This is a genomic window from Ercella succinigenes (genome assembly GCF_900002895.1).
Map to the genome: position 1 here is coordinate 1 of NZ_CDHP01000017.1, position 25,077 is coordinate 25,077.

Consider the following 25,077-nt stretch of genomic DNA (forward strand, 5'->3'; position numbering starts at 1 on the left):
TCTAGTTGTCAGGGTACGCTCGCGATAGCCATTCCGATAGCTGACACGTCCATCACTTCGCTCATACGGCTCGGCATTCAATTGTTCGCTGGCCTGTCCTCGCAGCACCGCATCAAATACTTTTTCCAGTAATTTCGCCACCCCGTTCTCCCGATTTCCAAGCATAAGGTCTTTAAGAATTTCGTCTTCCAGTGTAAGATGTACTTGAGCCATGATCTCATTCCTTTCAGTTGTTAGTTTCGCAAAACCTATTATACCGAAAGCGAGCTCGTGGCTCTTTTTTATTTCTCAATTTACACCAAGTATACGGACTTTATCTCCGTATCCCTGAATTCCATATGCTCCTGCTTTATCCATTGGCTCTCCTGTTGAAACATACCAATCGATTATATTATCTTCGAGCCGATCAAACAAAACATCGGTAATAACTTTATCTTGTATAATTGTTCTCTTATCAGCATAACTAATTGCTACAGCAACGCCTGTTATAACCTGATGCTTTTTCCCTGACAATCGTTTTAACATTGCTTTTGCTTCAGATGCATCAACAGGTTTACCAAGAATTTTATTATCAATTGTCACTATAGTATCTGCTGCCACTGCTACAAAAGGATCCCTCAAGTCAAACTGTTCGATAGCAGAATTCAGCTTGCCTGCAGTCAAAAAATTAACCAACCCTGCAGGATTAATACTATTCCCAAGAGTTTTCTGCTGCGATTTAAAGTCTGCAACTGCTTTTATTTCGTCAAAAGCAGGAACTTTGACCTCAAAACCATCTTCTCCCCAGAATCTGGCAAAAAGCTCTTTCCTACGTGGCGAACCTGAAGCCAGAACCAATTTTATGCTGCCCGATTTCACAGTTAAAAATCCGCACTTCCTGTTGTTCTTGCAAAAGGAATAACATCTCTGATATTAGAAACGCCTGTGAGATACATGATCATTCGTTCAAAGCCCAAACCAAAACCAGCATGACGAGTCGAACCATACTCTCTAAGTTGCAAATACCACCAGTAGTCTTCTTCTTTTAAATCCATTTCCTGCATACGCTCTTTTAGCACATCAATATTTTCTTCACGTTGGCTGCCACCGATTATTTCACCAACGCCAGGCACAAGACAATCCATTGCAGCAACTGTTTTACCGTCATCATTAACCTTCATATAAAATGCCTTTATGTCTTTAGGATAATTTATAACAAAAACAGGTCTCTTATAGATAATCTCAGTTAAATATCTTTCATGTTCGGTCTGCAGGTCACATCCCCACTCAACAGGATAAGTAAATTTTTCCTTAACCTTTGACAAAAGCTCTATGGCTTCTGTATAAGTAACAACAGCAAAATCATTGCTGATAACATTTTCCAATCTCTCCATCAAGCCTTTATCAACAAACTGATTGAAAAAAGTCATTTCCTCAGGACACTCTTCCAAAACAGTTCTGATAATAAACTTAATCATATCCTCTGCCAGACGCATATCATCTTCCAGATCTGCAAAAGCAATTTCTGGTTCTATCATCCAGAATTCAGCAGCATGTTTGACTGTATTTGAATTTTCGGCTCTGAAAGTAGGACCAAAAGTATAAATATTTTTAAAAGCCATGGCAAAAGTTTCACCAGAAAGCTGTCCGCTCACAGTAAGATTTGTGTGTTTACCAAAAAAGTCCTTACTATAATCTATTTCTCCTTTATCAGTTCTAGGAGGATTCTTCATATCAAGAGTGGTAACAGTAAACATCTGACCAGCGCCCTCAGCATCACTTCCTGTTATGATCGGTGTATGTACATAAACAAATTCACGCTCCATAAAGAAACGATGAATAGCATATGCCGCTACAGAACGAACTCTGAAAGCTGCTGCCAGTAAATTGGTACGAGGACGCAAATGTGATATCGAACGCAAAAATTCAGGCGAATGTCTTTTAGGCTGCAATGGATATTCCGGAGGACATCCCCCTTCTATCATAATCTCATCTGCTTTTATCTCAAAAGGCTGCTTTGTCCCAGGTGTTAAAACAAGCTTCCCCGAAACGATAACAGCACTACCATTGCCTAAACGGGCTATTTCATCATAATTATCAATCATGCCACGTTCAAAAACCACTTGAACAGGCTGGAAAAAGGTACCGTCATTTAAGCTGATAAAACCGAATTGTTTCTGGTCACGTATAGTACGAACCCACCCAGACACTGAAACTACCTGATCAGCATATTTATCCGTCTGGCGAAAAAGCTTGCGAACTGAAACCGTATCAATCATGCTTTTGCCCCCTGATTTTTAGCACAACAGGCCTTATATTTTTTGCCGCTGCCACAAGGACAAGGATCATTACGGCCTATTTTTTCATGGCGTACAATTTTTGAAGTACGGTACTCCTTGGCAATCTCATTACGGCGTTCTTCGCAAATAACATTTTCCCAGCTTTCAAGATTATAAAGCCAATCAGCCTTTGCATCATGCATCTGCCAATAAAGCTTTTCAAAATCTATCTCAACGTCTATTTCAGTATCATCTTCTATCGATTCCAGATCCAGAGAATTTTTTAAACTGGACTGTATCCCGTCAAGGAAACCGGTAAAAATAATCATATCACTGCCAAACCCTAGCTCTTTAGCCATTTCAGCAGCCTTTCCTTTTAGATTTGTTCTGTTCTCAGACAAAATAATGTCATATGCACCAGCTTCAAGCAAATAATATTGCTGCACAAATTCATTATAAGCAGTTGGATTGCTTGTATCCTCAATTTTTTTTTGCCAGGTTTCAAAATAACTCATAATAATCCGGCATCACGGTCAAGCTGTTAAGCGCCCTTGCTCCGACATGCCTGCTCCTTTCAAAAACAACATTTTTTATAACAGATCCGGCAATAAATATATCAGCTTATTGCCGGATCATGAAAACTTAGTAAAATTAAGATTTTTGCATATTTTCGACTATTGCTTTCAGGAATCCTTCTGTATCAACAACTTTTACTTTATCAACAGTCAGCAGATTCTTGAGATCTCCTGTAACAATACCAGCCTCAATTGTTTCAAGAGCAGATTTCTCCACTTTATCAGCAAAGTCCATCAGATCCTGCAGCCCATCAAGTTCACCACGTTTACGCAAAGCACCTGTCCAGGCAAAAAGTGTAGCCATTGGATTCGTAGAAGTTTTATGTCCTTCTAGATGACGATAATAATGTCTTGTAACTGTTCCATGAGCAGCCTCATATTCGTATTTGCCGTCTGGTGAAACCAGAACTGATGTCATCATTGCTAGACTTCCATTAGCAGAAGCAATCATATCTGACATAACATCACCATCATAATTTTTACATGCCCAAAGTATATTACCTTCGCATCTCATAATACGTGCAACAGCATCATCGATCAAAGTATAAAAATATTCTATTCCTGCTTCTTTGAACTTATCTTCAAATTCAGCCTCGAAAATCTCAGCAAAAATATCCTTAAAACGATGATCGTATTGTTTTGAAATCGTATCCTTGGTAGCGAACCACAGATCCTGTTTAATATCCAATGAGTAATTAAAGCATGATCTAGCAAAACTCTCTATAGATTTGTCTGTATTATGCATTCCCAAAAGAATACCAGCACCATCAAAATCATGGATCAATTGTTTTTTAGTACTTCCATCAGGCATTGTCAGCAAGATTTCAGCTTTACAGGCACCATCGACTACCATCTCTGAATCTTTATAAATATCACCATAAGCATGACGAGCAATAGTAATAGGTTTTTTCCAGCTTGAAACAAAAGGAGTAATACAGTCAACCATTATTGGCGCACGGAAAACTGTTCCATCAAGAATAGCACGGATCGTACCATTTGGACTTTTCCACATTTGCTTAAGCTTATATTCATCAACACGCTGAGCATTTGGTGTAATCGTTGCACATTTTACAGCAACACCCAGCTCCTGTGTCCTTATGGCAGAATCAATGGTAATCTGATCATCTGTCTGATCACGATGTTCAAGACCCAAATCAAAATACTCTGTTTTCAAATCAACAAAAGGTAGCAGAACTATATCTTTTATCTGCTTCCAGATGATTCTGGTCATCTCATCTCCGTCCATCTCTACCAAAGGGGTTTTCATGGCTATTTTACTCACGTGTCATACCTCCGTTTTATTAACCGGAATCACCGGCTATTCTCACAAATTAAAAAGCAACCGCAATTATTATAGAGAAGTGATGTCCATCTAGTCAATGATGTCTGGACATTTTTGCAGCTTCTCCTGCTCTAACCATCAAAGTTTCAAGAACCAGACGGTCTGTCATCTTACCTGTTTTTACCATCAGATCACTTTCAAAACACAATTCATATATTCTTTCCATAACAGGAAGAGAAAACTGTTTTGCTTGTTTAATCAAGCGATTTGCGACAAAAGGCATAACCTTTAATTGGCTTATAAGCTCATTAGCCTTACCTGTTTCGGCAGCACATATAAGCTGACGGAAGTGTCTTGCAAACATAAATTGAATCAACTGTACAGGCTGCTTTTGCCTGATCAGAGTATCCAGAAGAATTAATGCATTTTCCGTCTGACCATTAGATATAGCATCAGTAAGATCAAAAATATTGCCTCGTAAATCAGGCAAACTAATCAATTTAACAGTTTCCAGATCAACTTCTGTTTGACCTTTATATTCAAGGTATAAAAACATTTTTTCCATTTCCGACCAGATCACTCTCATGCTATGATCACAGCGGTCAACCATACTTTCAGCAGCTTCTGATGAAATTTTTATACCACGCTGCCTGCATTCTGCTTCAATCCACTGCTTAAGTATTTTGGGATTTTCCAATGCCATCTCAGCAATAACACCCTTATCCTGTACCGCAGCAAGAAGACTCTTTAATCTTTTATCAACCTTTTGCTCTATAAAAACAAGGCAAACTCTATCATTAAGCAAGTCAAGTAGATTCTGCAAAACTTGCTGCCTGTCTTTATGCGTACCTGAAGAACCTCCACTACCTGAGTCATTACTATCTTTATTTACACTGTCAGCAGAGTCTTTTGATGCATTTGCCGAACCAGCCTTGGCCGCACCTCCAGCGCTTCCTCTTGCCGCACTTATCGTAAAAAGACCACTGTTTTTAACAATAATCAATTTACGTTCAGACATAAAAGAAGGCGTCTGTATCTCAGCTTTGAGATTATTTAAATCCAATTTAGAAGAACTGCCATCCGCATCAATCTTCACTCTGTCAAAATCAATTGTTGAAGGCATAACAACTATTTCTTGCAGACTACCAACCAGTTTATCTATAAGAAAAGTTTCTTCACCATATAGAACATATAGATTATGAATTATATTATCCCGCAGCTGTGCCTTTAAAGCAGCATAATTATAAATCTCAGACTTCCCGCTTTTTGCTTTAGCCATTATATTCACCCGTTATTTTTATCTATTATAATTTTTTGCTTGCTCAATCTGACAGTTATGCAGCCATCTTCATCTGTTCTCCAGATTCCGCAACCAATTATTTCCAATCTCTCAATCAAATCAGGACAAGGATGTCCGTAATTGTTTTTACCAACACTGATAACAGCTTGTTCCGGTACTACCTTATCAATAAAAAGCTGGCCGGTCGTAAACTTTGAACCATGATGAGCAACCTTGATCAGATCAGTCTGCCGCCATTGAGACATTAATTTTGCTTCCATATCAGAAGTTAGATCGGCAAGCAATAAAATCAAGTACCCCTGCCAGTCAAATTCAAGTATAAGAGAAGCAGAATTACCGTCCGAAACAACCTCTTGCCAAGTCAAATCACGATCAGGAGCAATAACTCTCAAATGTGCATCACCAAACAAAGTGATTGTATCATGTTTTTCCCAGAACTGCACAGGTATCGATTTTTGCTCCACTATATCAAAAAGGTTCATTTCATCATAGTCCGTCTGTTCTTCAAATATCCAAGGAACCGCCATCTGCCTGATCAATCCCAAATCTGCCAGTTCAATCAAACCACCAAAGTGATCTTCATGTGCATGCGTCATAATCGCCAGATCAATTTTATTTATACCAAAAAAAGCCATTGCCGGCAAAATAGTATAATAGCCATTACCAGCGCTCCCGCCGTCTACAAGGATACTTTTGCCTGATTTATGAAGCATGAGCAAGCTATCCCCCTGACCTACGTCCAAAAAATAAAACTGCCAGGGCGGCTGCATTATTATCTGCAAAATCAATATCACAACTCCGGCACCGAAAACAAGGATACTTTTATATATATTCAAATTGAAACCTATTCTGAATTTTCTAGGTTTTACCTTTGAAAACCAAAAGCATAAACCTAATAAAAAAAATCCACCTATTAAAAGGAAATTAAGTCTCTGATATGGAAGCCGTATACCAGATCTGCTGCCTATATCCGCCAGCCAATCAAGAAGCATAAGCGGCACAGAAATAATCATCCCCGATAATCTGCTAAAAAAAGACAACACTAAAATCATTGATTTTGACAAGAATTCCTGTGCAGAAATTAGAGGAAGTAAAAAATCAAAAATTGAAGTGATTATTAGGTTTAAGGGCAACAAAAAAATAGCCAAAGTGCATATCACTGATGTCAGAAGCATTGCCGGTATATTTACAAGCCATGATAAAAGAAAAATATCACCTGACAGTCTACCAGATATTGGCATCATGCAAAACTGCATTGTAACTACAACACATAATATCGAGCAAAAAGGTTGTATCCTGCTGATAAAAGACCATCTTTTCTGTTCCATTTTATGCTTTTCCACATATTCGGCAGCTTTAGTTTTTGCACATGATATAGAAAAACAGATATATTGATCAGCAATTCGATCAGTTAGCCAGTCTGCCAAAGGCGGACTAATTATTGTAAGAGCTGCAGTTGCCAGGACACTTAGCCAGAATCCGGCTTGATAAACAGCATTATGATCTAAAAGCAGCATAAAAAAAGCAGCAAAACCAAGATTATTAACGGAATCAGCAAGCTTATTGTTTAGCTGCATTAGCAAAACAATCACAACCATAATCACAGCTCTTGTAACACCGGTTCTCCAACCTGTCAAAAAACCATAAAAAAACAAAACAGTTATTTTTGCCAAAGCAGAAGATTTTCTTCCTGCTTTAAATAATTTCAAAACAGCTATCAGAGGCACGCATAAAAAAGCAACATGTGCACCGGAAACCGATGTAAGATGAGATAGACCAGCTCTGCGAAAGCGAATTTTCACAGCCGGATCCAGAACACTATCTTCACCAAGTAAAAGTGCCACCAGCAAATTATTATCATGCTCTAATAGAAAAGCAGAACTTGACTGATAGATTTTATTGCGCAAATTAAAAGCTAAAATAGCAGGTTGCCAAAAACCAGCCTCTGAAATCACTTTTATATCAGAATCGTTAAAAGCATTGCCTACCAGCCATATTCCTTTACTTTTCAGATAATCAACCTGTGAAAAACCTCCCGGATTTTTGGCAAAATCAGGTAATCTCATTGTTGCCAGTGCAGAAATATGATTACCGTATCTAAGCTTTTCAGACGAACCATATATTCTAACTAAACAACCATTATTCAGGCGTATATCAGCACTTAACCACTGCTTGGATAAATCAGAGATCGCAGGTCTTGAAACAACCTTTCCCTCAATTAAAACCTTTTCGCCGGCAAAATTTTCAGCCTGAGCACGTGACTTATCAGCATAGGTGTAAACTCTGAAACCAACAATGCCACAAATAACACTTATAACCAAATAAAAAAGCAAAAGATATCTGGGGAAATCCGAATTAAACACAAAACTAATGCTGTAATTTTTTGTTGAATTACCAGGGGCGATATTTCGCTTCTGATACCGTTGGAATACACAAAACAGTATCCCGATCGTAAAAACGAAAAAACAAATAAAATTTAACAGTAATATTGCAAAAAAAGGCAGCTCCAATGAGGAAAGTAAACAAACTGAACATAGTAATAAAGCAGCCATCAATCCTGGTCTATAAATAATATGTTCTAAAGCAACAAGCGCAGTAACAATCTCAACTTGTGATTGATTAGATTCCGAAGAGCATGAACAGTTTTGCGATTTTGGCATTAGATTTCAAATCCCTTCTGATCAGAGAAATATTTTTTGTATTAAAATCTTTTCTCTTATTCTGCCAAAAAAAATCAAAACTGTTACAGTTAATAAATCGACATTTCCGGTCATTTTCATCAAAAAAACGACAAATATATCAAATCAATCATTATCTACAGGAACATCACCGTATATCTCTGCAATCGCCTCTCTGACATTTTGCAAGCCGTATTTTGTCTGTGCCGAAAAAACCAACGGCTCGTGCGCACCTTGCATTCCAGGAATTTTCTTAATAATTGCTACCTGTTTGGTTATCTGCTGCCTACTCAACTTATCACACTTGGTCAAAACTATTCGCCAAGGCAGATTATTTGCAGAAAGCCACTCTAACATCTGTATATCATGTTTGCTTGGTTTATGACGAATATCCATCAAATGCAAAACCATCGATATATTACGTCCAGACGATAGATATTGATCAACCAGAGCAGAAAAATCAGCCTGAATCTGTTTTGATACTCTAGCATAACCATATCCCGGCAGATCTGTCAGATAAAACCTCTCATCAACCAGAAAATAGATCACTAATCTGGTTTTACCAGGAGTATTACTTATCCTGGCTAATTTATTCTGACCAGCAAGAGCATTGATCAAAGAAGACTTTCCCACATTAGAACGTCCTGACATCACAACTTCAGAAATTTGGTCATTTGGACATTGATTTAGATTTGCAGCCACACCTTTAAAGACAGTTTTACGAAAATTTATCGCCATATAACCTCCCGGTTCACTTAACATAAAAAGTATACTATAATAGCCTTAGTTAACAAAACAAGTTAATGATAACACGTTTTTCCAAAGACTTACAATTCAGGAGGGTATTAAATGTCACCAAAATACAAGGATGATAAGAACTACTATCTATATAACCAGTATGGTGACAATCCAATGCCCCCGGTCGGGCCAATTGCTCTAATAACGCACAATATTGATCCGGATCTTGCAAACTCGGTTAATTATTATTTAAGAAACAGACGTGCCATATATCTGGCCAAGCACCCTGAATTATCTCAAACACCTGGTTTTATGAGAGTAGACTACAGAATTCCTGTTTCTACACCACGTTTTGCATCTGGAGAAGGAAAAGCCATAATCGAGCAATCGGTTCGAGGCCATGATATATTTATTATCACAGATGTATTAAATCATTCCAGCAGGTATACCCGCTTTGGCATGGATGTCAGCATGGGACCCGACGATCATTATCAGGATTTAATCAGAATTATTCTGGCAGTCAGCGGTCATGCCAGGCGAATAAACCTGATTATGCCTTATTTGTATGAAGGACAGCAGGACAAAAGAGAAAATAGAGAATCACTGGACTGCGCCGCTATGCTTAAACAGCTATATGCTTATAATATAAGTAATATTTTTACATTTGACGCTCATGACAGCAGGGTTGCCAATGCAATACCCACCGGCGGTTTTGAAAATCTACCAACTTCATATCAAATAATAGAGTCTTTAATAAGATCAGTTAGTGATCTCACTTTTGACGCAGAGAACTGCATGGTAATCAGTCCTGATGAAAATGGTATAAATCGTGCAATTTACTATGCCTCTATGCTTGAAGTTCCTTTAGGTACTTTCTACCGCAAGGTTGATTACCAACAACGATTTGAAGGCAGCTACAAAACAGTAGACCGTAGATTCCTAGGAGAAGACGTAACTGGTAAAGATGTGCTGATAATTGACGATATAATTGTTACCGGCAAAACCATGCTGCAGTCTGCATATGATTTGAAAAAGCGCGGAGCAAAAAGAATCTTTTGTATAGCTTCTTATGCCCAGTTTGCAAACGGATTAGAACAAATGAATGAGGCATATGAAAAGGGAGTTGTAACAAGAGTTCTGGCAACAAACCTGATTTACCGTACACCTGAGCTTCTATCGGCTCCTTGGTTTGTAGATGTCAATCTGTCCAGATATATTTCTCTTTTGATAGACGCCGTTAATCATGATGCTTCACTATCAAAACTGATATCTCCTACCGAAAAAATCAACAAATTGCTGGATTTTTACAAAAAGAGAACAAACAATTGACAGAAGACAGTTGGGCAAGTCATACTATTAACTTCGGAAAAGAAATTTAAGTTTAGATTATAAGTTTTTTGGGGAATATAATCTTAAAGTGAACTGATAGCGGGAGGCAATACATGTTTCAGACCATGTCATGTGATGACAAAAACTATAACATTTATAACCAGTACGGAAATAACCTGATGTCGCCAGTAGGACCTGTCGGAATAATACCATTATTAGGCAGTGCTGATTTCTCTCAGAAAGTAAATGATTTTCTGATAAAAAGAAGAACCGAATATCAAGAATTAAGGCCGGAAGTCGGTGAAATATATCCAGGATTTATGCGTCAGGATTATCGTATCCAAGTATCAAATGTTCGATTTTCGTCAGGCGAAGGCAAGGCTGTCATTAATAACACTGTTCGTGGCCATGATATTTTTATTATCTCAGATGTAATGAACTATTCGTGTACTTATAAGATGCACGGTCTTATAAATCATATGAGCCCAGATGATCATTATCAGGATCTCAAACGTGTTATTCTTGCAATTAGTGGCAAAGCTAGAAGAATAAATATAATCATGCCTTTTCTATATGAAAGCCGCCAGCATAAACGCAATGCCAGAGAATCACTTGATTGCGCACACATGCTGGAAGAATTGTATGGATTGGGCATTAATAATGTTATCACCTTTGACGCTCATGACGAAAGAGTAGCTAACGCTGTACCAACAAGCGGATTTGAAAGCATTCCTTCCGCTTATCAGATAATCAAAGCACTGGTAAAAACAACCCCCGATCTTAATATTCAAGATGGTAAATTAATGGTAGTCAGCCCTGACGAAGGAGGCATATCCAGAGCTATGTACTATGCCTCAATGTTAGGTGTACCACTTGGAACTTTCTACAAGCGCCGTGACTATACCAGAATCATTGACGGTCGTAATCCAATAATGGCACATGAATTCCTTGGCGACAAAGTAGAAGGAATGGATATTATAGTAGTAGACGACATGATATCATCAGGAGATTCTATTTTAGATATTGCACGTGAACTAAAAGGCAGAAAAGCCAACCGAATCTTCTGTGCTACAACATTTGGTTTATTCACAGAAGGGCTTGACCATTTTAATAAAGCATATGAAGAAGGATTAATCACAAAAGTTTTCTCCTGTAATCTTATATACCGTAGACCAGAACTTCTCAAGGCTCCTTGGTTTGTAGATGTTGACGCCTCAAAATTTGTTGCACTGCTTATTGATGCAATAAATCATGATGCTTCTCTTTCAACACTAATGGATCCAACTGTAAAAATCCGTAACCTGCTGGAAAAAATAACCACCGATAAATTCAGATAAATATATAAGGTAAATCCCTGCTTCTGACTGCAAAGCAGTCAGAAGCAGGGATTTTTTTATATTCGATATACTGTATCTGCTGCCCCAAGTATACCTTTAAAACTACTCTCTCCCCGCCGCTCAAGCTATTCCCGGTCATCTTTTAATAGAAAAATTAGCCAACCAACAATAGATGCAACTATTATTTCTATGCCTAGAATCAAAAAGAATATATCAAAACGGTTTTGGGAAAGCAGCAAGTTAATTAGTATAACAAGTGCGAAAATTATGAAACCAATAAATACGCGGCCAAAATAGGTATCGACAAAAAGACTCACTAATAATGATCCTATGCCATTACCCTCTGTATCTTTATCGTAATATGAGCGTTTATTGCTTCTACCCTTGCCTTGACCTGTTTTTTTAGTTGTTGATCTATTTTGTCTGCTTTTTGCAGATACTGATCCTGCCCTATTAGTCTTTCTACCTGCCATTTATTTCCTCTTTCATATTTAAACTATTAATCTGTAAATAAAATTATTTAATATCCAAAAGAAATGCGATAACTGAACATCATAATATCGTAAAGAAAGTCATGTTGCAAAACCATTTTCACAATTTACAAAGTCTTTCTCAATCAATTATAGTCTATTTACCAATAATGCAATAATTAGAGAATCATTTGCGGTTAAAGTAGATATCGATGTTATAATTAAATACCAATACTATATTTTAGGAGAATAATCATTATATGCCTTTAGACGGAATCACAGCAAAAGCTTTATCTATAGAATTAAATAAAAATTTAAAAGATGCCAGAGTAGATCGGATTTATCAACCAGAAAGATTTGATCTTGTTTTTTACCTGCGTTTGCCTGGAGAACAACATAAGCTTATTTTATCTGCTAATCCTGCTAACCCAAGATTACACTTAACAAATAACAATCGCAAAAATCCTTCTGAACCTCCAATGTTCTGTATGTTAATGCGTAAGCATCTGCTGGGAGCAAAACTATTATCCGTTGAAACTCCCGATTATGAGAGAATCTTTATTTTTCGTTTCCAAACAATAAATGAGCTCGGAGACACTTTAGAAAAGCGTGTCATTGTGGAAATCATGGGCCGTCATAGCAATATTATTCTGGTAAATCACGATGACCGCATCCATGATTCTATTTTACATGTCGATAGTGAAATGAGCCGTTTAAGGGAAATCATGCCTGCAAGACCTTATCAGATGCCACCTTCCCAAAATAAGCAAACTCCAGCTACAATAATATCTAAAATTAATTCTGGTCAAATTTGGTTTTTGCCTCAGTCCATGCCTAAAGCTTTGGAAAAAGCCATACTGGAAAGTTGTCAGGGTTTTTCACCTCAGTTATGTCAGGAAATAGCAGAGCTAGCAGGAATTGATGCTCGCTCAAGAGTAATAAATCTGGATAAATCAGATCTGCAGAAAATAGATCAAGCTATGCTTATCGTTTTAAATAAAATCACTCAAAATTTGTTCAATCCCAGTCTGTACTATATAAGTCAATCAGGATCTTTACCTGTAGATTTTCACGCACTGGAGTTAAAATCACTTGCCTACAGACGTTCTGCTACTTCTGTTTCAGAAGCAATGGACAGCTTTTATTATAACAGGGAAATTCAAAACACTTTAAAACAAAAAAGACAGCACCTGCAAAAACTTATCTCAGGTCATCTTGATCATACGAGAAAAAAATACCAAATACATTTGGATGATCAAAAAGAAGGCAGCAAAAGAGATCTTTATAAGCAATTTGGTGATTTGATATTAAGCCATATAAATGATGTTGAAATATCTCTTGCTCAAGGAAGAGACAAGGTTTCTCTGCTCAATTACTATGATCCGGAGCAGAAAATCATTGATATAGATTTGCAAACAAACCGAACTGCCGCCTGGAATGCGCAAAATTATTTCCGAAAATACAATAAGGCAAAAACCAAGTATGAGACAGGAAGTAAGCTTGCCAGGCAAGATGAACAGGATTTAATCTGGCTGGAAAGTCTTGCCGGAGCACTTGAAAATGCACATGATATAGATGATTTATCAGCAATAAAACAGGAAATGGCTTTGTATGGACTTATTTCGGAATCAAAAGAAAGTCGAATGATGATAAAACAGGCAAATGCAGACGATAATGAATATTTACGTCAAGCTAATATAAACCGCCTCAATCCGGGCAAACCGGCAAAAGCCGGTAAATCAGCAGTTACAGGAAAAAATCATGCCAATAATCTGGCAAAAGGAAATAAAAAAGGTAAAAATTCAGGTAAAAAAACAGGCAAGGGCTCAAATAAAACAGAAGCTCTTCCACCCAGAAAATTTATAAGCAAGGATAAAATGGAAATCCTCGTCGGCAGAAACAATTTGCAAAATGACCAGCTAACTTTGAAATCGGCTCAAAAGGATGATATCTGGCTGCATGTACAAAAAATGCCTGGAACACATGTGATTATTCGCACCAATCATCTTAAAGTGCCTGACAGTACATTACAGGAGGCCGCCGGAATAGCAGCTTGGTATTCAAAAGCAGGCATCGTTGGCGGAGCCAAAATACCAGTAGACTATTGTCCTGTAAGCAATGTTCGCAAACCAAACGGAGCCAGACCAGGAATGGTTATATACGATCATTATCAGACAATAATGATTGAACCACTCAATCCTGAAGAATTATATAAAAATAATGAAACCTGATTATTTTTGTTGTGCTTGTGCCTGATCACGCAGTATTTTTTCTCGGAAATCAGAATTTTCCAGAGAAATAATACAGCCACAATACTTTTGCCGGTAAAGACCATCTTCCTTTGCCATATTCTGACCTTTTCTGAATCCTGGTCTGAAATCATAAGGCAAAAACTCAACTCCATATCGGGCAGCCATTTTATTTCCAGTTTCAATAAGCAGATCATAATTCTGATATGGGCTAACCAATAAAGTTGTAGTAAAATACTGAAATCCCATTTGGGCGGCTTTTTCCGCTACTGCTTCAAGTCTAACCTCATAGCACATACGGCAGCGGTCTTTTTTACTATTTGCTTCCCAAGCCAGCCATTTTTCTGGCTGGCTTCTGCCTTCAGAAATCAAGTGAAGATCTAAATTCCGACATAATACGATCAACTGATCCAATCTTCTTTGCCATTCAAAAGGCGGATGTATATTGGGATTATTATAATAAACAGTTATTTTATTATTCTCTTTTAACATTTCCGCAAGCGGATACTCTGCACAAGGACCGCAGCAAGCATGCAACAATATTTTTTTCATCGACTATCACCTACAAATCAAATTTTAATTGACTGCCGGGAATTTCACTCTCTTCTGAATCAATATCAGAATTCAAATCGGATTCATTGACCCGGCCACCAAGAGCACGACCAAGTCCCCGCAATTTATTTTCATACTGATCCGGGCAGGCAATACCTAAATGTTCCCAGCCTGGTCTTGTCAAAACTCTGCCGCGCGGTGTTTTTGCCAAAAACCCTATTTGCATTAAGAAAGGTTCATAAACATCCTCAATAGTTACAGCATCTTCTCCTGTGCAGGCTGCCAATGTTTCCAAACCAACAGGCCCACCACCAAACATTTCTATCATATTCTGCATCAGTCTACGATCTGTTGCATCCAGTCCTTTTTCATCAATATCAAGAGCTTCAAGTCCAATTTCAGCAATTTGCCTGTCAATTACACCAGTTCCCCTAACCTGTGCAAAATCACGCATTCTGCGCAACAAACGTATAGCTATTCTGGGAGTTCCACGGCAGCGTGTAGAAATAATATCTAAACCTTGTGCATCAATACCTATATCAAGAATAGCAGCATCTCTTTGCAATATCTGGCTTATTTCATCAGGAGAATAAAGAGCCAGCCTGTTAATCATACCAAAACGGTCTCGCAAAGGAGCAGTAAGTAAACCAGCTCTTGTGGTAGCACCAATCAAAGTAAAATTTGGTAGATCAAGTCTGATAGAACGAGCACTTGGCCCCTTCCCGATCATTATATCAAGCGCATAATCTTCCATAGCAGGATATAATATCTCTTCTACAGATCTGTTAAGACGATGGATTTCATCAATAAACAGTACATCTCTCTCCGTAAGATTAGTAAGAATCGCCGCCAGATCACCAGGTTTTTCTATTGCCGGTCCAGTTGTGATTCTAAGATTAACGCCTAATTCATTTGCTATAATACCTGCTAGAGTTGTTTTGCCAAGTCCTGGCGGACCGTATAGCAGAACATGATCAAGAGCCTCTCCACGTTGTCTTGCAGCCTCTATAAAAACCTGCAAATTACTTTTAACCTTGTCCTGACCAAAATACTCAGCCCAATGTGTAGGTCTTAATCCTGCTTCATCACGATCTTCAGGCTGCTTCTCACGGCCTAGAAGCCTTTCATTTTGTTCCTCATCATCGAAATAATCAAACAATCTTTATTTCCCCCGACACTCTTACTAAGTTTATTAACAAATTTTATACTTCAACAGTTAATTAGTCTATCTAACAAGTTGCCGCAAAGCCAGCTTAATAAGCTCTTCCAGAGAAAACTCAGGTTTATCTACTTTTTTCACAGCAACAGCAGCTTCAGAACCACTATATCCCAGAACCATCAATGCACTTATAGCTTCAGATTGTCGCTGGTCAGAACCTATTACTCCTGATACTGCAGCAGAACTATCTCCAGAAGTTATACCTGCTCCCGAAAGATCTGAATTTTTGAGCTTATCCTTAAGCTCTAGAATCATTCTTTCCGCCCCTTTTTTACCAATTCCTTTTACATTAGTCAATGCTTTGGTATCGCCTGTAACTACAGCCATGGCAAAATGACCCGGATCCATGCTTCCTACCATTGTAGTGGCAACTTTGGGACCAACTCCACTAACAGTCAATAATAACTTGAACATTCCCAGATCTTCACGTGTAGGAAAACCATAAAGCGCTATATTATCTTCACGCACATAATGATAAGTGTGAATTTTGGCAGACTCACCAACAGAAGGGAATTTTTCCATAAGTCCGGATGATGCAAGTACAAGATAGCCGATGCCATTATTCTCAATAATCAAATTATCTACTTCTTTATGCGTTATTTTACCGGTTATATATGCATACATTATTGATATCCTCCAATAGCAAGTGCAGAACTTCTGTTTCCCGAGTGAGCATGGCATATAGCCACAGCCAAAGCATCTGCGGCATCATCCGGTTTTGGTGGTTTATCAAGATTTAACAAAACACGTACCATTTGTTGAATCTGACTCTTTTGTGCTCTGCCATAGCCAACAACCGCAACCTTAACCTGCATAGGAGTATATTCATAGACTTCTTTTCCTGCACGGGCACCACTTAAAACAGCTACCCCTCTTGCCTGTGCCGTACCTATAGCCGTTGTAGTATTCCTACTAAAAAACAACTCCTCAATAGCTACCACATCCGGTTTATGTTTTTGAATCAAATCATCAAGTCCATTACCTATCTGCAATAATCTATGTGGAAATTTCATAGAAGAAGGTGTAGAAATCACCCCGTAATCAATTACTTTAAAATTATTGCGTTCATATTTAACCAATCCATAACCAGTTATAGCATAACCAGGATCTATTCCCAGAATAATCACAAAAAACTCCTTAAATCTCTCAAGCAATATTAAAACAAACAGAACATTTATTCTGAAACTATTATACACCTATTCTATTTGTAAGACAAAGCTCTTAATTAAAGAAAATGGCATAAAGTGTCTCTAACACTGCATGTTCTTTGTAATCTTTGTAAAATGCTAAGCACCCTTACACTACTGTCTATTTGACGATTCTGATCAGTACGCCAGTTTTCCGAAATCGGAAGCTCAAGACCATCTCTGCCAAATTTGCCGAAATCCCAAAAACCATCATTATTAATCTGATCCCATAACCAGATTCTGGCACTATCCAAATAACTGACAGCCGCAGGATACCAGGACAAAAGATCCATGGCATTTATAAAGCGCATGCTCTCCTCAGAAGGAAAATTGAGTGGCAAATGCATCAAAGAACGATTATTTACAAGATATATTCCTCGACGCTTTTTGAATATATGATCTATCCATCTTAACTGCAATTCATAATCCAGCTTATTTCTCAACAGTATTAACGGATAAAGGGAAAAACAAATCTGACACTCTGAAGTAATTCTATACCCCATTACATCCTTGGTAGCCTCAGCCAATTGAGACTCATCTAAAAATCCAGGCTCAAAAGCAGCATTCAGAACAGTTTTTAATTTTTCAGCATAATCCAAAACATAAGGATGATAAGGTGCAAGTTCACTGAGTCTGGACACAATAACCAGTTTCATTGCTAATTCATTCTGTAATGACTTATCAATTTTATCAGGCCATCTCAATCTGCCGTCAATAAGCTTTTCCATATAAATAATTACTCTTTGCATCGCACTATTTTCAGCATCAACCGCAAGTGCATTAAGTCTGATAAGAGCAGTTTCAGTTGTTTTTGCAGGATTTTTTACATTCTTATTTCTGGTAAAAAACCTGTTCCCCCAGGATCCCACTGCTGATTGTTGCCTTATTAATGTCTGTATCTGCTTGGAAGACATAGCTTTTTCTTTTGCCTTCATGATATCACTACTATCAGTCTCATACATTATAAGATCTTTCATAATTCTATATCTAGGTATGGGGTCAGGTGACAAATCCAGCAAACGACCTGCCAGATTAATTACTTGATCAGGCATTATATCACCCCCGTAAAATCATTAATAATTCAACTCAAAAAGCTGATAAAATAATAGTTAATCTTTGAGTATATTATACAATCTGATAGCTAAAAAGTCTTTAATATCTGTTTTCGACACCATGGTTCATTTAAAAACATTCTATATGTTACGATTATTTTAAAACATGTCAATGTTCATTAAAAATTTATTTTAATAATTCAAATCATTGTGTTAATATACTAGTGGCAACTTGTAATTACAATTAAGTTGTCGCAAAAACACATGCGACAAGGAGGTCAATATTAATGCTATTACCCGAAAAAGAAAGACGTTTGCACCACGATATTGAAGACTATCTTTCAGAAAAGGATCAGATCAAAACCAGTATTGAACGTCATAAAGAGGTAGCGGAAAACAAAGCTAGAATTCTGACCTTTTTTAATGGTACAGAAGAAAACTGGAATGATTATAGGTGGCAGTTAAAAAATCGTATAACCGATGCCAAAACCCTTCAACAGCTTCTTCCCATGAATGATGAACAGGCAAAAGCAGTAGAAGAAGTTGGTAAACAATACAGATATGCTATTTCACCTTATTATCTGTCATTGATAGATCAGAATGATCCAGATTGTCCGATAAGAAGACAGGCAGTTCCAATTATCGAGGAACTTGATCCCGCAGGAGATCTTGATCCTATGGATGAAGCTGGTTCAAGTCCGGTACCAGGAGTCACAAGAAGATATCCTGATCGTCTGATAATAAAAGTAACTAATCAGTGCGGCATGTATTGCAGATTTTGCCAACGCCGCCGCTTGATCGGTGAGCAGGATGTACATGTGAATACACAGGCACTGGATAATGCCGTAGAATATATTCAAAACAATCCGGAAATTCGTGATGTCCTTATTACGGGCGGAGATGCTCTTATGCTTAATGATCAGGCATTGGATAGTCTACTGGCAAAAGTACGTGCCATCAAACATGTTGAAATAATCCGAATTGGTACCAGAACCCCGGTTACTCTTCCTCAGAGAATAACTCCGGAGCTGGTAAAAATATTGCATAAATATCATCCCTTATACGTAAACACTCATTTTAACAGTCCGGCTGAAATATCAGAAGAATCAAAAAAAGCCTGCGATTTATTGGCAGAAGCAGGTATACCAATTGGAAATCAGATGGTTTTACTAAATGGTGTTAACAATAAACCATTTGTTGTAAGAAAACTTAATCAGTCTTTATTAACAATCAGAGTAAAACCTTATTATATCTTCCATCCCAAGTCAGTACGAGGAACATCACATTTCTGGTGTAATATTGAAGAAGGCCTTGATGTAATGGAATCCTTGAGAGGCTATACCTCAGGTATGGCAATACCTACCTATATTGTAAATGGTACCGGTGGCAAAGGCAAAACACCTATGCTGCCTAATTATCTTCTTTATATTGGCAAAGACAAAGCAGTCTTCCGTAGCTGGGAAGGCGAAATTTTCGAAATAGAAAATAAGAAAAATCAGTAATTGCAAAAGGTCACCACCTCTCACAAAAAAACTGCTTTGATGTATCAAACATCAAAGCAGTTTTCAAATTTCACAAAATATAAGAGTGTTTAGAAATTAATGCTGACTAGATTTTTTTCTGATAACTACTGCAGAACCTGCTGCCAGAACGACTAAAGCAATACCGGCAACAACTACTGAATAATTAAAACCAGTCTGTCTGAGTTCTGAAGAACTTGCAGAAACAGTAACCAGCGATCTACCTGTTGAATCTACAATAGAAAGACCTGTTTCACTGTTATAAACAGTTGAAAGACCAATCTCATTTGCCGCCGCTGTTATTTCAGCTGCAATAGCACTTCTCTGTGCACCGGTCAATTCACTGATTGATTTGCCATCAGCGATTGCAATTGCCTTGTCAATATTAGCAATAATAGCATCAGCCTGTTCTGAAGTAATTTCATTTTCTGCAAGATAGGACTCTGCTATTGAAATATACTGAGCTGGCACACCGGCAGCCTTCAATTTTGCGATAACATCTGCTCCGGTCGCCGCTGAAACGATAGCTGACAATGCCATCATCATCACTAGAACAACAAGAACTATTGACATAACTCTTTTCATTTTAAAACCTCCACCTGTCTTATTCCATCAATTTGATTCACAAACTCCTGCGAAAACTATATCTCATGAATCACTTTGTAAATATGATAACTTATTATTAAATGTCTGACAACCCTGATTTTAGGTTATTTTAATAATTTTAATGTTAAAACCAAGAAAAAGGGCTAATTTAGAACATTTTTGCCTTATCAATCTAGAAAAAAGTACTATCGTCTAATTTATTATTAAGTTCAACCTCGACCAAATCAGCTCAAAACCCATTTTCTGATAAAACTTTCTCTGAACCTGAGCTTCTTCTTTTTCTTTTTTTGACAGGTTTTTCTGTAAGTTTGATAGTTATCATGCCAATAGTTGAAAAAATAAAGAGAGCTATACCCCATACCATAAAATAATGATTGATACTTGTCAGTAAAGTATCGACAGCATACTTTAGATAAGGTGTTTCTATTGCCAGCCTGCGTGTCATCTGATAAGCATTTAATACCACAGTTGGAATCATAAGCAATGAACCGGCAAGCCAGAAAGAAACCAGTATGCTCTGTGACCAGATTCTCCAGTTTCTAAAATTTATTGCAATAATTAATGCGATAGCCACTAATGATGCAATAATTGCTGGCATTATCAGAGCTCTTGCTCTCAAAGCAAAATTCCAGATTGTCAGAAAGATACTTTGATCTTTTACCAAATCAATATTGATTAAATTAACATGCTTTGCTATTATTTTTGCCGAATCCTCAGCTACATCATCCAGCTGATCATACTGCTCTTGCGTAGCAGAAAAGCCTTGGAGAACTGCCACTTCTTCAAGATAATTATATAACGGCTGCTTTGCCATATCCAAAGGATAACCTGAATTTTCTATGGGAGTACCATAGTTAAGAAAACTGGTTACAGAAGATATGTGATTTCTCAGCATGAGATGCAGCGCCGCGTCATCAAGCATTTCATGGAATATCTCATCCGGAACACCTACATATGAGGCCTGTCCACGAAATTCGCTCTTGATTGAATTCTTTACCATTGTTAAATAATCAGGAGTAGCAACTATACCATTATAAAAGTCCTGAGAAAAAATTGTTCTTTGTAAAAAAGAAGTACCAATGGCTCCCAGAACAGAAAAAACAAGAGCAGCACACAAAATAATCGTCATTATCATTCTCAAAATCCTGCCACTCTTATTCTGATTTAGAGGCTTCGGTGTATCATTGTATTCTTCGCCAGAATCAAAGGAAGATTCTTCAAAAATATTGCTATTATTATTTTTGTAATTATTCATTTTAATATAGCTCCATCCCTATTAGTTCACAAATCAAAACATATCTTTGTGGTGCATTGCCGATATAAGTAAATGGATAACAGGTATACATAGTAAGCTGCTCATGGTCGGTATCACCTATAATATAATGATCATCTGCATTTACAATTACAATATCTTCTACTTTATAATTAAACATACCGTATACTGTTTCAAATTCAACTTCATCACCAATATTTACATATTCGAAATTACGGAAAAAAGTCGTCCTGTGAGTTGCCAATACAACATTACCGCCTTGTCCCGGCCAAAAAGACAATTCATGGTGACCGGCACCAAGCCTGAACTGATCCTCTGTGCTACCCTGATAAACATTTACATCAATATCGGCCGAAGGAATTCTGATTACGCCAGCCTGATCACCTATGTAGAAAAAAGGAACAATAATTCTACCTTCTTGTTCAGTTATAGCTGTTTTACGCTCTGTTTCGACCAGCTGAGTTGTATCGTTAGTAAGATCAAGACCATGTAAAGGTATCGCCTGCATTTTATCACGGCTGATCAAAAAAACTGAAACTATAGACTCCTGTTCAATATACCTGACAACACCTGTTGAAATGAGTGTAATTCCGGTCAGAAATAGGATAAAAGGAATAACAGAAATTGCCAAATTCTTAATCTTTCTTTTTAAATACTTTTGCCGCTTATGTTTTTTTGAGCGGCGACTCTCATGAACATTCATTATTGAATTCATAATTCCTCCGAATAACCTGAAACTAAAAGGACTTTTCAATTAATTAATACTAATTTCCAACACGAAAATTATCACACTAAATAATATAACAAAAACAAATTATTATGCAATCATTTTCAAAAACCTCAAACACTAATCAAAATTGTTTTTTTATATATCCATTCTTGAGCAGAGGTTCTACTTTTTCTGCCGATATGGGTCGTGAAAAATAATAGCCTTGTCCTATATCACATCCTAACTGTTTAAGAAACTGAAGCTGCTCAGCCTCCTCAATACCCTCAGCTATTACCTGCATACCTAAGCCATGTGCTAAATCAATCATTGTCTTAACAATTATTGCATCATGATCACTCTTTAACATATTATTTATAAAGTCAAAATCTATTTTCAAGACATCAATCGGTAGTTTGCGTAAATAATTCAAGGAGGCATAACCACTGCCAAAATCATCAAGAGCAAAAGAAACGCCGTGCTGACGCATTTTATTAATGATTTCTATTGCCGACTCAGGTCTTTCCAGCATTGCTGTTTCTGTTATTTCAATCTCTAGTCGCCCACACTGTATATCCTGATTATCCAAAATATGTTTCATTGATTCTATCAGGTCTCCTTGACGAAAACGGCGACTTGATAAGTTAACTGACAATATGCCAGGACATATGCCCTTATCAAGCCAAATCTTTTTCTGTCTCTCAACTTCTTCCATTACAAAGGAGCCTATAGGCATTATCAAGCCGGTTTCTTCAGCCAGACCTATAAACTCTCCTGGCATTATCAAACCACGCTCAGGATGCTGCCAGCGCACAAGAGCCTCAACGCCTCTTACAGAGCCATCTTTCAAAAATATTTGCGGCTGATAATGAACAATAAACTCTTGATTTTCTATAGCTATCTTTAATTGTGTAAGCGTATCAGCATGTTTAACCGCCTTTTCACGAATATCGGAAACAAAAAGGCAATAAGCATCTTTGCCACTATCTTTGCAGCTCATCATAGCAAGCTCAGCACTTTGGAAAATCTGGTCAAAAGTTTTCCCATGTTGAGGATAAATGGCAGCACCGGCACTAATAGAAATATATATGGTTCTATCCTCAAGATGCCATGGTTTTTTTAATTCCTGCTGCAATCTTGATATACAAGCATTCATTGCTTCCACATCTTCCATTGGATCAACCAATATAGCAAATTCATCCGCTCCCAGTCGAACAGCCAAATCACTTTCTCTAAGATTTCTTCTTAGAACTTCTGCCACTAATTTCAAAATATGATTACCTGCTTCATAGCCATACCTATCGTTTACATAACGAAAATCATCAAGATCTATATATATCAATCCAAAACTAGAACTATTCAAATGCTTTGCAAACTCTTTTTCCAGATACACTTTATTGGGCAAATGTGTCAGATGATCAAAATACAATTGCTTTTCTATTAACAAATCTGCTTCAATAATTTTTTTATTACTCTCTTCAAGAACCTTTTGCTGATCAAACAAAGTCTTTTGCCTTAATTCCAACTGATTCAGAGCCTCAGACCATAATTTTTGCCGGCGCCTGAGCATAAGAAAAAACATAAAAGAACTGACAATCATAAAAAACCAGCCCTTAGCAATGCTCAAATTATTGAGAAGCTGCCTGCTGCTGATAAGGCTATACATAATCATATCTGAGAAAACTATCCATAAAGAACCAAAAATAAGATATAAAATAAGGTATCTTAAAGTCATACGCCAGGTTAACTGGAAATACCCGGCTGAATCATTTATCTCCTTTGTTTTTTTATTTTTATCCAATTGATTTAATCTATCATTAAGACTGTTAAGCATACTGTCTCCTGACTAATAAAAATAAATACCAGCAAAGCAGGTCAACTTTTGTCACGAACATGTCATTAACTCGTAAATAAATTTGTCATAATCTGATGATATTCTGAAAATATATTGTTTAATAAGATAAATTATAGCATGGACTAGCCATATCGTGTTATCGTATATGTAATCAATTTACGATTAGCAGTATTATTATAAGAGCTAGGTAGTTCTGATTCAAGCCAGAGCAAATGTTTGTTTAAGATTATCGGAATTTAATATTTCAGGTTAAAATATTATTTGTTAGAATCCTGTTAGAATATATTGTTAGAATTAATTGGTTGATTTGGAACAGAAACAATTTACAAAAAATAATTTTTAGTTAAAGAGAATAAATTAATAACAAAATTTTTTGGAGGGAAAAGTATGAAGCTTCTGATTGCAGATGATCAGACTCTGTTCAGAGAGATGCTAAAAAAGCTTCTTTCACAGGAAAATGATATAACAATTTGTGCAGCTTTAAGTAACGGAAGAGAAGTTATTGAGTATTGTGAAAGGAATCCAATAGATTTAGCTTTACTCGATATTCGTATGCCGGAAATAGACGGTATAAACACAGCTCAAAGGCTACAATCAATTTCGCCAAGAACAAAAATTATTCTACTTACAGCATTTGAAGAGAAACAAACTGTCACCGGTGCAATTTATGACAATATTTATGGATTTTTACTTAAAGACATAAAAAGTGATTTACTTGTGCAAACTGTAAAGATGGTTAGCCAGGGAAAGTCAAGTCCAAAAAGTTGGTGTAAATTGTCTTCCGGTATCTGCATGAATCAGGTGACAACATGCAGGTATGCTGCTCGTTCTGCTAACGCTTCTTTTCTTGCTGTTTCTCTCTCATCAAAGTAGCGATCCATTATGAAATAC

General features: G+C 37.2%; 23 protein-coding genes. 5 read left to right on the forward strand and 18 right to left on the reverse strand.

Annotated elements, in window-relative coordinates; translation table 11 throughout:
• The 8 genes from AC0KSB_RS04575 to yihA all read right to left on the reverse strand — a co-directional run.
• Window positions 1-213, reverse strand: a 213-nt coding sequence (locus tag AC0KSB_RS04575; RefSeq protein WP_472306700.1) for a transposase, incomplete at its 3' end; no start/stop codon positions are given.
• Between the two features lie 75 nt (window positions 214-288).
• Window positions 289-858 (reverse strand): Maf family protein, encoded by a 570-nt coding sequence (locus AC0KSB_RS04580; protein ID WP_472307038.1) that lies wholly within the window; start codon window positions 856-858, stop codon window positions 289-291.
• Window positions 859-860: 2 nt separating this feature from the next.
• Complete coding sequence (gene asnS, locus AC0KSB_RS04585) at window positions 861-2,255, reverse strand: asparagine--tRNA ligase (protein WP_472307058.1); 1,395 nt, start codon at window positions 2,253-2,255, stop codon at window positions 861-863.
• On the reverse strand, window positions 2,255-2,773 hold the full coding sequence (locus AC0KSB_RS04590) for an SEC-C metal-binding domain-containing protein (RefSeq protein ID WP_472307039.1): 519 nt from the start codon (window positions 2,771-2,773) through the stop codon (window positions 2,255-2,257). The genes asnS and AC0KSB_RS04590 overlap by 1 nt, the downstream gene beginning before the upstream one ends.
• A 136-nt stretch (window positions 2,774-2,909) precedes the next feature.
• Complete coding sequence (locus AC0KSB_RS04595; RefSeq protein WP_472307040.1) at window positions 2,910-4,115, reverse strand: NADP-dependent isocitrate dehydrogenase; 1,206 nt, start codon at window positions 4,113-4,115, stop codon at window positions 2,910-2,912.
• Window positions 4,116-4,209: 94 nt separating this feature from the next.
• On the reverse strand, window positions 4,210-5,394 hold the full coding sequence (gene holA, locus AC0KSB_RS04600; RefSeq protein WP_472307041.1) for a DNA polymerase III subunit delta: 1,185 nt from the start codon (window positions 5,392-5,394) through the stop codon (window positions 4,210-4,212).
• 5 nt (window positions 5,395-5,399) lie between these two features.
• Complete coding sequence (locus AC0KSB_RS04605) at window positions 5,400-8,075, reverse strand: ComEC/Rec2 family competence protein (protein ID WP_472307042.1); 2,676 nt, start codon at window positions 8,073-8,075, stop codon at window positions 5,400-5,402.
• 144 nt (window positions 8,076-8,219) lie between these two features.
• Complete coding sequence (gene yihA / locus AC0KSB_RS04610; protein WP_472307043.1) at window positions 8,220-8,831, reverse strand: ribosome biogenesis GTP-binding protein YihA/YsxC; 612 nt, start codon at window positions 8,829-8,831, stop codon at window positions 8,220-8,222.
• Between the two features lie 111 nt (window positions 8,832-8,942).
• Here yihA and prs point away from each other — a divergent pair, with 111 nt between their 5' ends.
• Together prs and AC0KSB_RS04620 are read left to right on the forward strand one after the other, a co-directional pair.
• Entirely contained in the window at window positions 8,943-10,160 is a 1,218-nt protein-coding gene (gene prs, locus AC0KSB_RS04615; RefSeq protein WP_472307044.1) for a ribose-phosphate diphosphokinase, read from the forward strand.
• Window positions 10,161-10,339: 179 nt separating this feature from the next.
• On the forward strand, window positions 10,340-11,497 hold the full coding sequence (locus AC0KSB_RS04620) for a ribose-phosphate pyrophosphokinase (RefSeq protein WP_472307059.1): 1,158 nt from the start codon (window positions 10,340-10,342) through the stop codon (window positions 11,495-11,497).
• A gap of 125 nt (window positions 11,498-11,622) precedes the next feature.
• On the opposite strand, the gene AC0KSB_RS04625 is transcribed toward AC0KSB_RS04620, so the two are convergent.
• A complete protein-coding gene (locus tag AC0KSB_RS04625; RefSeq protein WP_472307045.1) occupies window positions 11,623-11,970 on the reverse strand; it encodes a hypothetical protein in 348 nt (115 codons plus the stop codon).
• A 257-nt stretch (window positions 11,971-12,227) separates the two neighbouring features.
• On the opposite strand from AC0KSB_RS04625, the gene AC0KSB_RS04630 reads away from it, so the two are divergent.
• On the forward strand, window positions 12,228-14,198 hold the full coding sequence (locus AC0KSB_RS04630; protein ID WP_472307046.1) for an Rqc2 family fibronectin-binding protein: 1,971 nt from the start codon (window positions 12,228-12,230) through the stop codon (window positions 14,196-14,198).
• Here AC0KSB_RS04630 and AC0KSB_RS04635 read toward each other — a convergent pair whose 3' ends face one another.
• From AC0KSB_RS04635 to AC0KSB_RS04655, 5 genes are all read right to left on the reverse strand, one after another.
• Window positions 14,199-14,768, reverse strand: a complete 570-nt coding sequence (locus AC0KSB_RS04635; RefSeq protein WP_472307047.1) for an epoxyqueuosine reductase QueH — start codon at window positions 14,766-14,768, stop codon at window positions 14,199-14,201.
• Window positions 14,769-14,778: 10 nt separating this feature from the next.
• On the reverse strand, window positions 14,779-15,927 hold the full coding sequence (ruvB, locus tag AC0KSB_RS04640; RefSeq protein ID WP_472307048.1) for a Holliday junction branch migration DNA helicase RuvB: 1,149 nt from the start codon (window positions 15,925-15,927) through the stop codon (window positions 14,779-14,781).
• A gap of 66 nt (window positions 15,928-15,993) precedes the next feature.
• Complete coding sequence (gene ruvA, locus AC0KSB_RS04645) at window positions 15,994-16,611, reverse strand: Holliday junction branch migration protein RuvA (RefSeq protein WP_472307049.1); 618 nt, start codon at window positions 16,609-16,611, stop codon at window positions 15,994-15,996.
• Window positions 16,611-17,114 carry a crossover junction endodeoxyribonuclease RuvC gene (gene ruvC / locus AC0KSB_RS04650; RefSeq protein ID WP_472307050.1) on the reverse strand — a complete coding sequence of 168 codons (504 nt, stop codon included), beginning with the start codon at window positions 17,112-17,114 and terminating at the stop codon, window positions 16,611-16,613. Before ruvC ends, ruvA begins: the two co-directional genes overlap by 1 nt.
• Before the next feature lie 98 nt (window positions 17,115-17,212).
• The gene (locus AC0KSB_RS04655) at window positions 17,213-18,226 is read right to left on the reverse strand and encodes a hypothetical protein (protein ID WP_472307051.1); all 1,014 of its coding nucleotides are present in this window, start codon (window positions 18,224-18,226) and stop codon (window positions 17,213-17,215) included.
• A 287-nt stretch (window positions 18,227-18,513) separates the two neighbouring features.
• Here AC0KSB_RS04655 and AC0KSB_RS04660 point away from each other — a divergent pair, with 287 nt between their 5' ends.
• The gene (locus AC0KSB_RS04660; RefSeq protein ID WP_472307052.1) at window positions 18,514-19,728 is read left to right on the forward strand and encodes a KamA family radical SAM protein; all 1,215 of its coding nucleotides are present in this window, start codon (window positions 18,514-18,516) and stop codon (window positions 19,726-19,728) included.
• Window positions 19,729-19,824: 96 nt separating this feature from the next.
• Here AC0KSB_RS04660 and AC0KSB_RS04665 read toward each other — a convergent pair whose 3' ends face one another.
• The 4 genes from AC0KSB_RS04665 to AC0KSB_RS04680 form a co-directional block, all read right to left on the reverse strand.
• Window positions 19,825-20,331 carry a hypothetical protein gene (locus AC0KSB_RS04665; protein WP_472307053.1) on the reverse strand — a complete coding sequence of 169 codons (507 nt, stop codon included), beginning with the start codon at window positions 20,329-20,331 and terminating at the stop codon, window positions 19,825-19,827.
• A gap of 250 nt (window positions 20,332-20,581) precedes the next feature.
• A complete protein-coding gene (locus AC0KSB_RS04670) occupies window positions 20,582-21,607 on the reverse strand; it encodes a hypothetical protein (protein ID WP_472307054.1) in 1,026 nt (341 codons plus the stop codon).
• Between the two features lies 1 nt (window position 21,608).
• Window positions 21,609-22,340 carry a class D sortase gene (locus AC0KSB_RS04675; RefSeq protein ID WP_472307055.1) on the reverse strand — a complete coding sequence of 244 codons (732 nt, stop codon included), beginning with the start codon at window positions 22,338-22,340 and terminating at the stop codon, window positions 21,609-21,611.
• A 136-nt stretch (window positions 22,341-22,476) separates the two neighbouring features.
• Window positions 22,477-24,165, reverse strand: a complete 1,689-nt coding sequence (locus tag AC0KSB_RS04680; RefSeq protein ID WP_472307056.1) for a putative bifunctional diguanylate cyclase/phosphodiesterase — start codon at window positions 24,163-24,165, stop codon at window positions 22,477-22,479.
• Between the two features lie 408 nt (window positions 24,166-24,573).
• On the opposite strand from AC0KSB_RS04680, the gene AC0KSB_RS04685 reads away from it, so the two are divergent.
• On the forward strand, window positions 24,574-25,059 hold the full coding sequence (locus AC0KSB_RS04685; protein WP_472307057.1) for a response regulator: 486 nt from the start codon (window positions 24,574-24,576) through the stop codon (window positions 25,057-25,059).
• Window positions 25,060-25,077 lie beyond the last annotated feature (18 nt).